At 38.8% G+C, this 15,476-nt stretch carries 15 protein-coding genes and 1 tRNA gene; 8 read left to right on the top strand and 8 right to left on the bottom strand.

Annotation, left to right across the window (positions count from 1 at the left end):
* The first annotated feature begins 196 nt into the window (after positions 1–196).
* From B3H30_RS01245 to B3H30_RS01235, 3 genes are all read left to right on the top strand, one after another.
* Positions 197–931 (top strand): hypothetical protein, encoded by a 735-nt coding sequence (locus tag B3H30_RS01245; protein WP_286777412.1) that lies wholly within the window; start codon positions 197–199, stop codon positions 929–931.
* Positions 932–1,094: 163 nt separating this feature from the next.
* Positions 1,095–1,167 (top strand) — tRNA-Lys (locus B3H30_RS01240).
* 244 nt (positions 1,168–1,411) lie between these two features.
* Positions 1,412–1,876: a response regulator gene (locus tag B3H30_RS01235; protein WP_046673283.1), complete on the top strand. Its 465-nt coding sequence runs from the start codon at positions 1,412–1,414 to the stop codon at positions 1,874–1,876.
* A gap of 99 nt (positions 1,877–1,975) precedes the next feature.
* Here B3H30_RS01235 and B3H30_RS01230 read toward each other — a convergent pair whose 3' ends face one another.
* The 5 genes from B3H30_RS01230 to B3H30_RS01210 form a co-directional block, all read right to left on the bottom strand.
* Positions 1,976–3,061, bottom strand: coding sequence for a sensor histidine kinase (locus B3H30_RS01230; protein ID WP_286777411.1), 1,086 nt, complete (start codon positions 3,059–3,061; stop codon positions 1,976–1,978).
* A gap of 81 nt (positions 3,062–3,142) precedes the next feature.
* Positions 3,143–5,293: a sensor histidine kinase gene (locus tag B3H30_RS01225; protein WP_070562755.1), complete on the bottom strand. Its 2,151-nt coding sequence runs from the start codon at positions 5,291–5,293 to the stop codon at positions 3,143–3,145.
* A gap of 9 nt (positions 5,294–5,302) precedes the next feature.
* Positions 5,303–6,067, bottom strand: coding sequence for a methyltransferase domain-containing protein (locus B3H30_RS01220; protein WP_070562758.1), 765 nt, complete (start codon positions 6,065–6,067; stop codon positions 5,303–5,305).
* Complete coding sequence (locus tag B3H30_RS01215) at positions 6,067–6,876, bottom strand: hypothetical protein (protein ID WP_070562848.1); 810 nt, start codon at positions 6,874–6,876, stop codon at positions 6,067–6,069. The genes B3H30_RS01220 and B3H30_RS01215 overlap by 1 nt, the downstream gene beginning before the upstream one ends.
* A gap of 237 nt (positions 6,877–7,113) precedes the next feature.
* On the bottom strand, positions 7,114–8,448 hold the full coding sequence (locus tag B3H30_RS01210) for an amidohydrolase family protein (RefSeq protein ID WP_286777409.1): 1,335 nt from the start codon (positions 8,446–8,448) through the stop codon (positions 7,114–7,116).
* 168 nt (positions 8,449–8,616) lie between these two features.
* On the opposite strand from B3H30_RS01210, the gene B3H30_RS01205 reads away from it, so the two are divergent.
* The 5 genes from B3H30_RS01205 (at position 8,617) to B3H30_RS01185 (ending at position 12,784) form a co-directional block, all read left to right on the top strand.
* Positions 8,617–9,474 (top strand): LytTR family DNA-binding domain-containing protein, encoded by an 858-nt coding sequence (locus tag B3H30_RS01205; protein ID WP_070562764.1) that lies wholly within the window; start codon positions 8,617–8,619, stop codon positions 9,472–9,474.
* 103 nt (positions 9,475–9,577) lie between these two features.
* Positions 9,578–10,360: a CPBP family intramembrane glutamic endopeptidase gene (locus B3H30_RS01200; RefSeq protein ID WP_070562851.1), complete on the top strand. Its 783-nt coding sequence runs from the start codon at positions 9,578–9,580 to the stop codon at positions 10,358–10,360.
* Between the two features lie 191 nt (positions 10,361–10,551).
* Complete coding sequence (locus B3H30_RS01195) at positions 10,552–11,682, top strand: SH3 domain-containing protein (protein WP_159333481.1); 1,131 nt, start codon at positions 10,552–10,554, stop codon at positions 11,680–11,682.
* Between the two features lie 150 nt (positions 11,683–11,832).
* Positions 11,833–12,309 (top strand): hypothetical protein, encoded by a 477-nt coding sequence (locus B3H30_RS01190; RefSeq protein WP_070562771.1) that lies wholly within the window; start codon positions 11,833–11,835, stop codon positions 12,307–12,309.
* Positions 12,310–12,316: 7 nt separating this feature from the next.
* On the top strand, positions 12,317–12,784 hold the full coding sequence (locus B3H30_RS01185; RefSeq protein WP_070562774.1) for a hypothetical protein: 468 nt from the start codon (positions 12,317–12,319) through the stop codon (positions 12,782–12,784).
* A 129-nt stretch (positions 12,785–12,913) separates the two neighbouring features.
* Here the strand turns inward: B3H30_RS01185 and B3H30_RS01180 are convergent, their stop codons facing one another.
* The 3 genes from B3H30_RS01180 to B3H30_RS01170 all read right to left on the bottom strand — a co-directional run bounded on the left by B3H30_RS01180 (position 12,914) and on the right by B3H30_RS01170 (position 15,474).
* Entirely contained in the window at positions 12,914–13,663 is a 750-nt protein-coding gene (locus B3H30_RS01180) for a LytR/AlgR family response regulator transcription factor (protein WP_159333480.1), read from the bottom strand.
* Positions 13,664–13,785: 122 nt separating this feature from the next.
* Positions 13,786–14,853 (bottom strand): sensor histidine kinase, encoded by a 1,068-nt coding sequence (locus B3H30_RS01175; protein ID WP_070562780.1) that lies wholly within the window; start codon positions 14,851–14,853, stop codon positions 13,786–13,788.
* A 6-nt stretch (positions 14,854–14,859) separates the two neighbouring features.
* Entirely contained in the window at positions 14,860–15,474 is a 615-nt protein-coding gene (locus tag B3H30_RS01170) for a tetratricopeptide repeat protein (RefSeq protein WP_070562784.1), read from the bottom strand.
* Between the last annotated feature and the right edge of the window lie 2 nt (positions 15,475–15,476).

The raw sequence follows: 15,476 nt of genomic DNA, 5'->3' as shown, positions 1-15,476 counted from the left end.
TCCGATTTCTGCTATATCGCTCTTCAGCGTATGATGTACTTCATTCGGGCCACCCTTTCCCTAAAAAGTCAACATATAATTTTAAGGTGTGTTATTAATTACCTGTTTATCAGTGTTTAGTGATTTTTGTGCTGTTTCATTATGCAATAGTCGATTTTCCTGCATCCCTTCTCAAAATATAAAAAAAGGAGACAACATGGAAAAGATTATATTACAAGTGAAGGACTCTTGCTCTGCAGAGTGGGATAAGATGACGCCACAAGAACAAGGGCGTTTTTGTGGTCAATGTGAGAAGATGGTTGTAGATTTTTCACAGATGGATGATCAGGAAATTGTAGATCAAATAAAAAAAGCCGGTAAAGGGCTATGTGGTCGATTTTATGAAGATCAGTTGATGCGTGAATTGGATATCCCTTTTTCTTTTTCTAAAAACCCTATTTGGCAAGGAAGATGGCCGGGGATCGCTGCGGGCCTCTTGTTGGTTGGATCCTTGAGCTTTCATGCTGCTCAAGCACAAAACAAATTGACTGGAGAAGTTGTCGTTGTCCAAACAAAAACAGAAAATGATCAGATAAAGCAGCAGGGGCAGGTTAGCTCATCAACAAATGATAATTCAACATTAAAAGGAAGCCCCGATAGCACAAAAGTAAGCATAAAAGGTAAAGTAGTTTGTGCTGGAAGCGATGTAAGTATGATGGGAACAGAGGTGTCCTTGGGAAATTACCGTACGCAAGTGGATGAAAATGGAGATTTTCAACTTTGGGTACCGCAATCTCTGTTTCGGGTAGATCAGGAGCTCCGTGCACAGATGTTAGGCTATAAAACGGTTGTGATTTCAATCAAAAAGGGGAGTAAAATACAACTGGATAAACCAATAAAAATGGAAGTTAAGCCAATGATTATGGGAAAGATTGCTGTGGCAAGGAAATAAGACGTTATGGAGCGAAAGAATAATTTGTTTAAATGACATATTTGAGTCTGTTTTTCTTATGGGACAGCTGCCAAAAATCTCGCTTGAATGTCATAAAAGTCAAAAAAATATTCTTTTCCACTTGACTTTTTCTACGGTGAACCTTACATTTGGATTATCGAATGACTTCGTAGCTCAGTTGGTAGAGCAACAGACTCTTAATCTGTGGGTCCTGAGTTCGAGCCTCAGCGGGGTCACTTTCAAAAAAGCCGTTTTACAAATGTAGGATGGCTTTTTTCAATACAAGTTGGATTATTTTCCCTAGGCAGCTATTAACTTTAAATCTTTTTTCTAATGTTCAATGTTATAATCATCGGATAACGAATCCATTATTTTTATCAGCTATCCCGTATTATTTCTGCTAGGAAAACATAAAACTCTTTAATCTGTTATTAATTCAGCGAATTTATTACGTAAATTTGTATTTCAGACGATAAGCTTATGGAAGACAAGAAGATTTCGATATTGTACGTTGACGACGAAGAAAACAATCTGTTTTCTTTTAAAGCGACATTTCGACTAAAGTATAAAGTGTTTACGGCAATTAGTGGTGCCGATGCAATCGATATTGTCAAAAACAACCAGATACATATTATCATTACTGATCAACGTATGCCGGAAATGACCGGTGTAGAGTTTTTGGAAGAGATTATTAAGATCAATGCAGCCCCAATGCGTATCCTTTTGACAGGATATACGGACATGGCAGCTGTCGTTGATGCGGTCAATAAAGGAAAAATCTTTCATTACCTCAATAAGCCTTGGAGTGAAGAGGAGCTCGATCAAACGATTCAACGCGCTTATGATGTCTATGCTGAGCGCCAAAAAATTGTGGAGACTAATTCTCAACTTGAGACTTCAAATGATCAGTTGGAGTTTTTGCTTCGGCAAAAGCTACTTTCCTAAAGGATTATAATTTTAGGAAAGTCAACTTTTATTTAAAATGTCTGTTTGCTTTGTGATGCTCTTCGCTGCCATCGCATCGGATTGCCGAAAGTGAAAGGATTATTTGCTCGGTATGACGACGGTAAAGGTTGTACCCTGATTGGGTTGTGATTGTACTTCGATTTTCCCTTGTAGTTTTAAGAGTGCATTCTGAACATTATAGAGCCCAAATCCCATGCCTTTCGCTTGATCACTGGCTCTAAAGAATAATTTAAAGATATCTTCAACATACTCTGGAGATATGCCTATTCCGTTGTCACTCACCATAATTTTAGCTTTACGTTCTGATACGGATACTGAGAGTTTGACGTACTGGTTTTCCTGCCCTTTACGTTGATATTTAAAAGCATTAGAAAGAAGATTATGCAAAATCAGTTCTACAAGTGCTTTGTCTCCGCTAAAGATTTCTTTTTGATCCACTGAAATTTCAAAAGCCACATCCTTATTTTGCGTATACATGCTGTAAAACTGGCGTATGTTGCCAAAGAGCTCTTCGAAATTTATCGTTGACAACATGAGTTCTCCTCTTCGTAAAAGATAATAGTCGCGCAGACTGTCAATATAAGCATCTAAGCTGACCAAGGAACTATCCATTAGTGATAACAACTCATGGATACGATCTATGCTGTCAAACTCTAATCCAAGTTTCACCGCAGAAAGAACCCCGGTCAATGGATCACGAAGATCATGGCTAACGCTATAAGCGAACTTATCTAATTCATCATAAGCTTTTTGTAGCTCTTGATTCTTAACCTCTAGCATGGAGTTTGCAACATAAAACTTATTAGCTTCTTCTATTGCGGAAACCATTTCTTCATTCATCCAGGGTTTTCGGACAAACCTAAAAATATGGCCCTTATTAACTGCATCAATTACAGTTTCCATATTGGCATAAGCCGTTAAAAGAATACGGATTGGTTTTGGAAAATCTTTTTTAATGCGGTGCAAAAAATCGATGCCCATCTCATCCGGCATACGTTGGTCACAGAAGATAATACGGATATCAGGATGAGCATGAAGGATCGTTTCGGCCTCACTCGTATTGGATGCTGTATGGATAGCGTAATCGTATCTAAAGTTCGCTTTAAAGCTAACCAAATTGTTTACTTCGTCATCGATATATAATATTTCAAGCTCCCTCTGCATAATTTTATTATATGGTTTTATCCCTTACAAAAGATATGAAAAAATAATAGTTAATTGAACTATTTTAAGTTTATAGTGGTATTAATTGTTTTGTTGAATTGGAATGAGGAGTGTAAAGCTTGTGCCCTGTCCCACTTCTGAATCTACGATAATTTTACCATGATGTTTCGCAATGGTATTATAGGCTATGGACATTCCCAAACCAGTACCTTCGCCAACGTCTTTTGTTGTAAAAAATGGTTCGAATATCCGTTCATGAATTTCTTTTGGAATACCTATACCATTGTCTGCGATTTTGATAAAGACGGAGGTATTATCCGCGTGAACTCCGGTCTCAATCCATATTTTACCACCAACATCGTGATTAAACTTCTTATTCACGGCGTAAATAGCATTTGTCACAATATTCAAAAAGACCTGATTGAGTTTGCCGGCATGACATTCGACCTTTGGCATATCACCATAGATCTTATCAACTTCAATCGTGTTATTTAATAAACTATTGAGGATAACCATTGTTGACTCCAACCCCTCGTTTAGATCTGCAAATTTTAATGTATCCTCGTCTACGCGCGAGAAGATCCGCAAACTCTTTACTATTTCGGCGGTCCTATGGGCCCCATCATGCATCCCTTTTAATAGAAAATCTACCTCTGTTTTCAGATAATCAATATCCAGGTCCTCCTTGAATTTTTTGATCTGCAATTGCTTTTCCGTTTCGGATATCCCCTCTTTAAAAGCTATACGTTCTACCTCCTCCAGCGTTTCCCAGATCATCTTGATATCACGCTTTAATGGAGCGACATTGGATGTAACAAAGTTGATTGGATTGTTGATCTCGTGCGCAACCCCCGCAGTCAGTTGACCAAGAGAGGCCATCTTTTCGGCTTCGACAAGTTGAGATTGTGTTTCCTTCAAGTGGGTAAGAGTGGTTTGTAGAGACTCATTAGATTCTGTTAATTCACGTGTCCGCTCATCTACTTTTTGTTCCAATACGATATTTTGCTCGCGTATCAACTTTTCGTTTTCTAATGAGATCGCTAATTCCCTGACTTGTGATGCTTCTTTTTCTTCTTTTAAGATATTGATACTATAAGCTAGACCGAAGGACAATAAGGCCATCTCCACAACAGATGCAATTTGTACGGCGTTACTCGTAAAATCGTTATATTTTAAAATGCCATAATCTTTCAATAAAAAGACGACAGAACCTAATAGTAAAATTGTCCAACCGTAAACAAAATATTTAGCTGGTTTATAGCCATTTATCATTACCCGATAGGATAAGTAAAGGACAAATAAAGAGCCTGCTCCTGTTGTTAGCTGCATAACCATGAACGCTGGTTGTGTAAGGTTGAGCAGTGTAAGAAGGCTACCAACGACAAAAAGGATGATAAAAGCAGTAATCACACGTCTTGACCGAGGAGCGTTTTTCGGTAATTGAAGAAATGAATCTGCAAAAAGCAGGGCGCATAAGCCTGATAAACATCCGAAGATAATAGGACCTTTTGTTGCAAAATATGTCCAATTTGGCCACAGATACTGAAAACTATAACCTTTAATGCCCATTTGTGTTATTCCTGCACAAAGAACATAAAGGACATAATACAGATAGCCCCTTTCACGAACTGAAAAAAACAGGAATAAATTGTATATCGCCATAATCCCGACAATACCAATATAGATCCCGCTTATCAAACTGTCGTCATTCATCTCTTTTAAGAAACTGCGCTCGTTACTTAAATAGATCGGGAGAATAATCTGTTCCGTACTTTTTACACGAAGAAAAAAGATCGTTTTCTCATATCCGGGTAATTGGATGTCGAATGCGTAATTAGGAACCTTATATTTTCTAGCCGAAAAAGATTGATGCTCGCCCAGTTTGATCGATTTATAATGCCCATTTGATGATGGTACAAAAAGTTCGACCTCATCCAAGAGAGGGTAGGCAATTTCGAGCAAGAGTTCAAGTTTCTCTTTTCCCTTATTTGTCACAGGCAATCGGAACCAGATGTCAGTGGGTGATATGCCCAAATTGGGTACCTTGCTTTCTAACGACTGGAAGGAGGAAGCTGAAGTATCCGCAAAGTTAGGCTCTCCTTTCCCCATATAACGCTCGAGACCATATCCGATCAATACACGCTGCGTCGGTTGATCGATAATAACCTCTCCAAAACAAGTTGAACTGCACGTAAAAATAAATAAGAAGATCAAGTTAAGCCAGCATTTCATCACTATATGCTATTTTTTTGCTTCGGCAATAACTAAATTCATAGAAACAAGGAAACAACCCGCTTCATCAGCTTGGTCCAATGTGTTTTGAAATTCCTCCATTTCAGCTGTGCTCAACTTCCCTTTTTCGACCATCTCCAAAAGAATTTTATCTAAGAAAAGATAGCGGTTGGCTTCTTCTTTCGAGCGGGCTACCATACAGAATGTTTGCAATTGAACTTGTTTAAAGCCTTGAGTCAATAGGTCTGAAGTTAATTTATTCCCAGCCCAGCCATTATTGACTTTTTCTTCGGTCAAATAATGGCATATCTTAGCCTCAATACCCACATGCTTGCTGTAAAATGTCAGGCTATTCCAGATCGTCTCGACGATGACTAGGGGTTGACCTTCACGCAAAACACGGTGAACCTCAGCAAACATTTTCGGTGCTTCCGGAAGATGTTGTACAACACGTTCCATTCTGATGCCAGCAATGGAATTATCTGTAAAGCTAAGTTGATTAACTTCACCCTGAACAAAGTCGACGTTCTTTACCTCCACACTGCTTGTTTTGGCATGTTCGATTAAAGCCTTATCATGATCCAATCCAACGACAAGAACGTTATGGCCTAGCATATTAGCTAAATTGATGGCATCCATTCCAGTGCCACAACCTAGATCGACGACAACGCCCTCTTTAATCGTATTAAAAGGAGTATATGAATGTATTTTTAATTGTTTAAGAAAATCACCGGTATCCATTAAATAGCCGGCACCATAATGTTTAGTGTCCATTATAAGATATTTAAATTACGATCATCTGGTTTGTGATCTAATGATGTATGTTTCAGGTTTTTAATAATTTCATTTAAATCCCATTGATTGAGATTCGGAATATCGATTTGATAATGAATTTCAATTTCCTTATTCCGCAAAGTTTCTATGCGGACAATATTGGAATTATTCCGAAGTGATAAAATTGCATCTTTGTTTTCTTGATCGGCTTCGGTCAAGGTGTCAAGATTACGCATAATCATTACCGTAGCCAGCAGATCCAGCTTAGGATAATAGAACGTGCCATTATTTCCAACACTTGTATCAATGCGGTAGCCAACACTTTCTGCTAATTTCACCGTGTAAGGAGCACATAAAGCAAAGAGCGATTTAATGCCAACCTGTGTGCTGATAGCGGCACCAGCCCTCGTCAAAAATATGCTGCCAATACCATATCCAGCGATCTCCCGGGAATTCCAAAGCCCACAACCTTCACCGGTTCCCTGTTGCGCATAATCATAAACAAGGTCTAAGATTTTGGCATCCATCGCTCCCGTGGCCTGTTCAATCGGAAGTGGTTCACTCCCTCCAGATACGTGTATACGTACTCCACCATAGACTTTATCACCATCAAGGGATTCTACGATCAGTACGAATGATGCGGGATTGTACATCCAGTCATTTTTGGAAGAAGTTACTTTCTTTACGCCTATAGCAGTTAACACATGCGCGTGTCCTTCTATGAAACGTTCACAGGTTTGGGGATCGTCGATAGCCCGAAATGCTCTTAGTCTTACTACTGGACGCCCGTCGTTGAATAATAATGCCACCGAATGCTTTGATTTATCGTTTAAACGCAAAACTAATCAATTAAATGCAAAGGTGTTTACTCTTCAAATAAATTATACCGTAATGCAACCGCCTGCACCATGTGATGGTAAAATTGTTTGATTCCTTTTTCACCTTGACGAGCCAAAATAGCCCGTTTTAACTGATGTCATCGAAAATACATTTTATCATCTTAAGATGCGGATTTTCGAGATACAATAAATTTCACCTTGTAAATATTAATGCCTCTGGAGGCTATTTTTATGAATCTGACCGTCTTTCATGATCAACAAAAAGTTTTTTTCTGGATCTGCCAATAGTTTTAAATTCTTAAGCGGATCTCCGTCTACAAGGATCAGATCTGCCAAAGCTCCTTCTTCTACTATTCCCAACTTGCCAGGATAAGGACTTCTTAATCCCGAAAGCTGCAGAAGCTCACAGTTGTCTTGAGTAATCATTTTAATGATCTCGGCATTTGTAAACCACTTTTGAAGTCGCAAAATAAAAGCATTCTGCATTTTATTCAGTTCCGGCTCAAAAAGGAAATCTGTACCCCAAGCTAGCTTTACTCCATATTTTTTAGCCATTGGCCATACTTTTTCCTGACCTTCAATGACGGGTTTACGCTTGATTCTTCGTTGTGGATCCATATCGGGTGTATCTTCCACCAGGTTTTGTAAACTAAGCCAGATATTTTTTTTTGCGATCAGCTGTAAAGTTTCTTCGTCGAGCAATTGTCCATGTTCTATACATTTTACACCAGCTTCGATCGCTCTTCGAATTGCTCTTGGCGTATACGCATGTACGGTGACATAGGTTCCCCAGTCTTCGGCTGCTTCTACTGCTGCTTTCATTTCGTCTAGCGTATATTGGGTAACATCCACAGGATCGTATGCTGAAGAAGTTCCTCCACCCGCCATGAGTTTAATCTGACTTGCTCCGAATCTCAGATTCTCTCGTACTGCAGTCAGAACCTCATCACGACCATCGGCGATGAATGTTGCTCCATATCGCTCCGCACGAGAGACAATGCCAAAAAAACGACGCGATTTTTCCTCCTGTGTCCGAAAATCTCCATGCCCCGCTGTTTGACTAACAACAGCACCAGAAGGCCATATTCTAGGCCCTAGAAGCTTACCCTTGTCGATCGCCGCCTTTAATGGAAATATAGGGCCACCGACATCTCGTACACTTGTAAAACCCCGCATTAACATCTGTTGCGCCGAGAGCCCCACCGTTTTGATCAAGACTTCCTCGGAAAGGTCATTTGTCATCATTTGAGGCATTGTCAAAGCTCCAAATACCAAATGGACATGTACATCAATCAATCCAGGCATTAGGGTTTTGCCTTTAGCGTCTATTTTAACGATATTCTTACTTTGCACGTCAATAGGAGATGTACTAATGGTTTGAATCGTGTTACCGTTTATTAAAACATGTTTTGGCGGAGTTAACATTTGAGTTTTATAATCGAGCAGTTTAACATTTTCTATTAAAACTTGCTTTTCCTGTGCTTGGATGACATGGATAAAAGCCGAGCAAAGAAATAAAGTAAGTAGTTGACCTAAACGCATAATTTGGAGAATTACGTTAATATATAATATGACAAATCAATTTTAATTCGAGCGACTAATGTTGGCTTGAAAAAATATCTTCTAAGTTAAATCATAAATTCAATATATTTCAATTTTTTCGCTATAAATTTTCACTCTGCCGGCCAAAAACGCTAAATTTATCCGATCATGATGTATAAAAAGCCTGTTCTAAATTATTTAAATAGCGTAATTCCCAAAATTGTCTCCATAAGAGAGCTGCTCACCTATGCCTCTTTACTCGGCTTATCCGCTTATGTATTCCTACTGGTTTTTCAGCCATTTGGAACGTATAATTTTGAGCATGCCTATAAATTTAGCTTGTTATCCGGATATGGGGTCATATTATTCGTTGCATATGCCTTAATTTCTGTCCTCTTACGTAAAAAAAGAGGAACAATTGCGATAGAACTATTTCGTATTTTTCTTGTGCTCCTATTATCAGTTTTTTTAAATTTCGTCTATCATGGCTGGTTCATCAATCAGGCCCCATTACAGTGGAATAACCTCCCCTATATTGGATTTTACACACTTTCACTTTACAGCCCAATTGCTACGATTTATTTTTTGCTTCGAGTTGATAAGCGTCATTCGTATTATGAAAAGAATAATTCGTCGATTGAACGTTTATCGATAAAGCCAGCGATCATATTGAGCCAAATGAATGACTGTCATTTGGGGCTGGTCGATATCCCCAATGGTAATCAATCGTTAAAGTTACTGCCAAGCGATTTTATTTTTGCAAAATCAATGGATAATTATTGCATGATCTATTTTAGGAAGGATGGTACGGTAAAGAAGCAGATGGTACGAATTACGTTGAGCCGATTGTCTGAACTCTTGAATACAATGTCTATTCACCGATGTCATCGGTCGTTTCTTGTTAACTTTGAAAAAATAATTGCAAAGGAAGGGAATGCCCAAGGTTTCTTGTTACGTTTTGCAGATACTGAAGATTGTGCTGTTATTTCAAGGTCTGCTATGGAATCAGTTAGACCGTATTTATAGGGCAGAAGATCGCCTCGCTGTTGTCAGTCAGCCCTAAGTCTTGCCATACGCCACATAACTTTGTTTACTCATCATGAGGGGCATAATTTTGCTCAAAAAAAAGATGAGCACAAAAAGTTTAAACCTGCTGGTATTATTCCTGTTCTTCGGAATATACTTTATCCTTGATAATTTGTTTTTTGCTAGGCTTCAACCCACGATGAGCAATTATGTCCACAGTAGATTTTTGGGGCATGTGCTGACGTATTCAATTAGCCTTGGACCACTGCTTTTGGGGGCAACGCTGCTTAAACCTAAAGTGCCGAATGAGTTCTTGGAAAAATTTGGTTTAAAGGGCTCTTTTTTACAGGGGCTATCTTTTGGAATAATAGCCACCTTACCCATGTTCTTGGGCTATGCCCTTGTTTTTACCTTCAACCGCAAAATAGATCCGAACACGCTATTAATAAATAGTGTGTCATCGGGTTTTTTTGAAGAAGTGATTTTTCGGGCCTATTTTTTTGGTTTAGTTTATCGCTATACCCGACTAGGTTTTATTCCATCCATTTTAGCCACCTCATTCCTTTTTGCTATACTGCATCTTTATCAGAGTCAGGATTTGGGAGAATTGGCCCTGATTTTTTGTACGACTTTCTTCGGCTCTATCCTATTTTCGTGGTTGTATGCCGAATGGAGTTTTAATCTTTGGATACCGATAGCACTTCATGTTTTGATGAATTCGGCATGGATGATCTTTGATGTTGCAGACAATGCTGCAGGAAATGGATGGAGCAATTTTTTCCGCTTCTTGACCATCTTTATCGCTATCATTAGTACAATTGTTCATGTACGGAAGTCAGAGGCCGGTTTACAAATTAAAGGGAAAAATTTATGGCTAAAAGATTAAAAATTCCGCGGGGTTTTAACGAGCCTTTGTGGCTATAGATATCCTATTCAAAGGATCTAGTCCAAATTTGGAATGAGCTTTAGATTTTACTTCGCTAAAACTGTGAACCTTTGGATAATCGTATTTGCTCTCGGAGAACCCCTGAAAACCAGTATTTTTTTTTTGGCATGGGAATCGCTACCTTGACCTTTATGAATAGACAACTATTTTCACCCCTATCTTTATTCCTTGGAGCGACATTATTCATGGGAATTTTGAGCTGTGGTCACAATACGAGGGTTAATAATACAGATTTAAAGGATTCTTCTGAACTTAAAACCATTGCCGTGAAGGATACGATGGATGCTGCTAAATTTCCTCCTTTGCCGATTGACTATGACAGGACAAAGGTTTTAAAAAACACCTATGTTGTTGATCGTGCTGGAGTCGAACTTAGACAAGGTGCAGATGGAGCGGCTCCGCTATTAGGAAAATATCCCTATGGCACCAAGCTCGATGTGATCGGTGAAGAAGGAGAATGGGTTGCTGTCATGGACCGTATACAGCGCGATTACAAAGGGAGAAATGGCGAAACAGGTGATATTACACGATGGGAAAAGGTGTATGTAGCGAAGTCCAAGCTGGGGAAACAGGATCAGATTACAATTTCCCCCAGGGATTTAAATTCAATCGTCTCACTTACGATAAATGGTAAAGAAACGTATTATGAAAAGGGGCATTCTTTAGATAAGTATCTCCAGTTAGAGTTGATTGATAAGCAAACGTTCCTAGCCGCTCAGAATACGGCTAAAAATTACTTGATCAAGGATACCCTGTCTTATCCTAAAAACGGAAAAACCCTAGAATTGCCTTTGACCAATGGAAAAAAGTTAATTTTTACAGATAAGGATATCGATAATGAATTGGAAGCCAGTTATTCGTATAAAGGACATTATGATTTTCTAAATGCTTTTGCTGTTGATGGGAATTACTGGGAAAGTGCTGATGTGCGGCTTTTTGATAAACAAGACGGTCATCTTATTGTGGAATGTGGAGATTATCCCTTCTTTTCTGCCGATAAAAATTATCTGATGACTTTACACGCTGATCCCTATGAATCGACGGGTGACTTGCAGCTCTTCCACGTGAAACAAGGAAAGGTGACGCCGATGCTTTTTGTTAGTTTTAAAGAGTGGATGCCAACTTGGAAAGAGGAATTGATGTTTTGGGGCAAAGATGGATGCATATATACTGCTGCCAACCATATTGATGGCTATTGGGGCGATGAAGGATCGTTGAACGAACGATCACAGTTTATCCGAATAAGGATATTACCTTATTAAAGATCTATATAATTAAAGACCGGCATAAACTGTACTTTTATTCATTTGCTGTAGGCGTATATATTTACTATTTTTCTGTTTTAAGTAAAACTATTCTGGCATGCACCTGTTGTATTCCATAAAATAGATTATAGTTTGTAATTTAGCTGGATGAAACTAAGAATGTTATCGTTATTTACTATCCTTTTTCTCTTTACTACGTTGTCTAAAGCACAAGATAAGCCCTGGAAACAACATAATAAATGGATCTGGGGTCCTTCAGTAGGGTATCAGTATCAAAGTGGTAATTTTCTGAAAGTTTCGGGCTGGGGATTATTTGCCCCGAATGATTTTCAATATATGAAAATTGATGCCGGAGCTAATTTCAGCTGGATGGAAGGTAAAACGACGGTTATTCCAGAGCTGGGATTTACTTACTATCTAAATGATTTTGTTCTTTTCCCTTTTGTGAAAGCAGAGTTAACACCTTACACTATAACGCCAAAAGTGGGGGCCAGTCTATTCTCCATTGTGGATCTGGGAATAGGTTATGGATTTGATTACAATACGAAGAAAAATTTTAAGCCGATTGACGGAATTACCGTTTCAGTAGGGGTAAATATTCCGCTCAATTTTCATATTTATTAATTGAAAAATGCGCAGTAAGACGATTTATAAACTCCTGGGGTCACTTGTTGTGTTGTTAGCGCTGGTTAGCAACCTAAAAGCGCAAGATTATTTAATCGGTCCTTCACTGAGTTATCAGTTCCAAAAAGGCAGTATATTAAAAACCGGCGCTTATTTCGCATTTCCTTTTAGTGGAGATCATATACTGCGAGCAGATGCTACAGCTAACTTTACATGGACACAAAAAAAGTTTGCCGTAATTCCTGAGGCCGGAATAACGTATTATCCCCAAACATATGTCTTGACTCCTTTTGTTCGTACAGAACTTACTCCATATACCATTACCCCCAAAGTTGGAGTGAGCTTGGCTACATTGGTGGATCTTGATTTTGGTTATGGATTATCCATCAATGAAAAAAAAGATTATAATCCGATAAAGGGTTTTGCGGTGTCTCTTCGATTTAGTATTCCGCTAAATTATCGGATCAATATGTAGCTCAGATTCTTCAATCAGCTTGTATATTTTCTCTGGGATATTTGCTTACCGCATGATTATGTCGTCGGTACGGTATCAGTATGCCCGCGTTAACTCCTGCTCGGAAGAAGTCTTTTGGTTTTTCCTGAATTAGTTGTCCAGCCAGTCTTTGAAGGCTGAGACTTTCTCCCGGGAGACAATGAGCTCTTCGGATTCATAATGCTTGAGGTATATTTTTAGCCGGGCATTGGAATGTACAGCAATATTTTTGATGGCATCAAATTGAATAATCGTGCTTCGATTGATCCTAAAAAATGCTTTGGGTGACAGTTGCGGTGTTAGTGCGTCCAATGTCTGATCCAAAAGATAGTTTCCATTTTCGTTGGTATAAAGGTAAGTGCCTTTGTTTTCGCTGTAAATGCATTCAACTTGCTGGCTTGTCACAACTTTTAGACTTTGGCCGATTTTGATTGTAAAGCGTTCCTTAAATGTTGGGGCAGGGTTTCTAAACAACGCTTGAAGCGATGCCAGATCAAACTGGGGATTGGGGCGTCTAAATTGGCGGAATTTTTCAATTGCATTTTCCAATTCTTCATCTTCAATTGGCTTCAGCAGGTAATCGATGCTATTTTGTTTAAAAGCACGCAACATATATTCATCGTATGCGGTGGTAAAAATAATGGCCGAACTGGGTTTCACCTGCTCCAGAATGTCAAATGAAATCCCATCCGCGAGCTGAATATCCAAAAAAAGGAGGTCTGGGTCACTGTTTGACATAAACCACTCAATGGATTCTTCCACAGTTTGCAGTACAGCAGATACGGTGTAACCGAGTTCCTCAAGTTTTCTTCGAAGTAATCTCGCCGATGGAAGTTCGTCTTCTATAATTACTATTTTCATTACTTTTTTACGTGGTTATCGATCATCAGACCGTTGTATTGCTTAATTTGTTGAATCGTTGTGCCCATGCTATTGTTTTTGCTGTGCTTAGCTCCCGCATGTTTATTAAGAGCAGGTTACTTTTAAAAGACTATTTCATGGATAATAGGCAGTCCGACAGAAAATAATAGATCACTTTCTTGAATATACACAGGTAGATTGGACAGTATAGCATAACGTTCCTGAATATTTTTCAAACCGATTCCCGAATGATCATGGAGCACTTTCTTTTTTTGAAGATTGTTTTCAACATAGAGGTAATTATTTTTTCTATAAATCTTCAATAAAAGCGGCTTCCTGATCGAAATAATATTGTGTTTGATTGCATTTTCGATCAGTAATTGAAGGGAAAGCGGTAATATAAAACCAGTATGCTGTTCCGCATTGATCTGTAGATCGATCTGTATACCGGTTTCGAAGCGCAGACTCAAGAGGTTTAAATAAGCCTTTGAAAAAGTAAGCTCTTCCTGTAAAGAAACGAGGCTTTTGTCCCTTTGTTCCAATACATAGCGATATATCTTAGAAAGGTCTGTCGTAAACATGCTGGCTTTTTTAGGGCTTTCCTCAATTAATCCATTCAATACATTCAGGCTGTTGAACAAAAAATGTGGGTCGAGTTGATTCTTGAGCGACTCAAATTGTGCTGCTATTTGTTGTTTTTCCTGATGAGATTCTTTGATTTGGTAATCTTTGAATCTTTTATAGAAATAGAAACCAAAAAAAATCATTGAAATGCACCAAGATATCATCGCGGTTTGAAAATAATATGCAACACGTTGTTGATGAATAAATTGGTGGAAACGCTGAGCGAAATTTTTGGGAACACCCGGGTTAAAAAGTCCGGAGAAAAAAGCATTGACAATAAAAACGACCAGTACGGTCAAGAAAAAACTGATACTATAAAAAACAATCATCTTCTTCCCAAAATCTTTACTGTTCGGGTACTTTTTTCCGACCCATTTCGATAGATAGCTGTGACCCAGAAAGAGAAAAAATCCATATAGTAAACCTCGGACCATATTAGGGTGAAAGATGATGGATACCCAAGGGACATCATTATGGTCAAGCTTGGCCACAACCACAAAATAGATGGTCACGACCAGGCTTGCGAGTAGTGCTTGTATAATCGCTTTAAATGGTGCTTTTTTCACAACGTGTTATTTGCATTCCTTTACGAGTTGTTCTGCCCGATCTTTGCCCCATGAAGGTGCAAATGGCGTAGTAATCTTCTCTTCACCGAATAAAGATAGTGCTTTCTTTACATCCTCACATTCTTTGTTGGTATCCTGGTTAAAATATTTTTTTGCGTTTATTTGGAATTCCGCTAGTCCCAATACAGCCCGGGGGTTGTTTGGCGCAAGGGAGATGGCTTTTTTATATAGAGCTATAATCTTAGGCGAAAGCTCTTTGGCTTTTGTCATGGGATCTGTGATCATCAATGCTGTTTGGTTCATCGCTTTCAGTACAAGCCATTCTGAATTGTTGTCCTGGGCGCTATTGTTTAGTATTTCTTCTGCAGACTTTATATATTTTGCCTGTGTCTCTTTATTTTTCTCCCTAAAGGATGCTGTTGTCAGTACCATGGCCTGATAATAGGCAGGAATCCAATTGTCCTTTTCTGCCTGTGCAATACGTTCTAAAAGAGCGGCCGCTTTTTGTGTCTCTCCCGATTGCCATAGACTCATGGCTTGTCCCATACTTTTTTCAAAATTGCCTTGTGCAAACGCGCTGCCGCTTATAAGGCAGATGAGGACGATAATAAATGATTTCATGA

The sequence above is a fragment of the Sphingobacterium sp. UBA7038 genome (genome assembly GCF_002494055.1).
GTDB lineage: Bacteria > Bacteroidota > Bacteroidia > Sphingobacteriales > Sphingobacteriaceae > Sphingobacterium > Sphingobacterium multivorum.
Note: the sequence above shows the minus strand (reverse complement) of the source record. Positions and strands in the feature narration are given on the sequence as shown.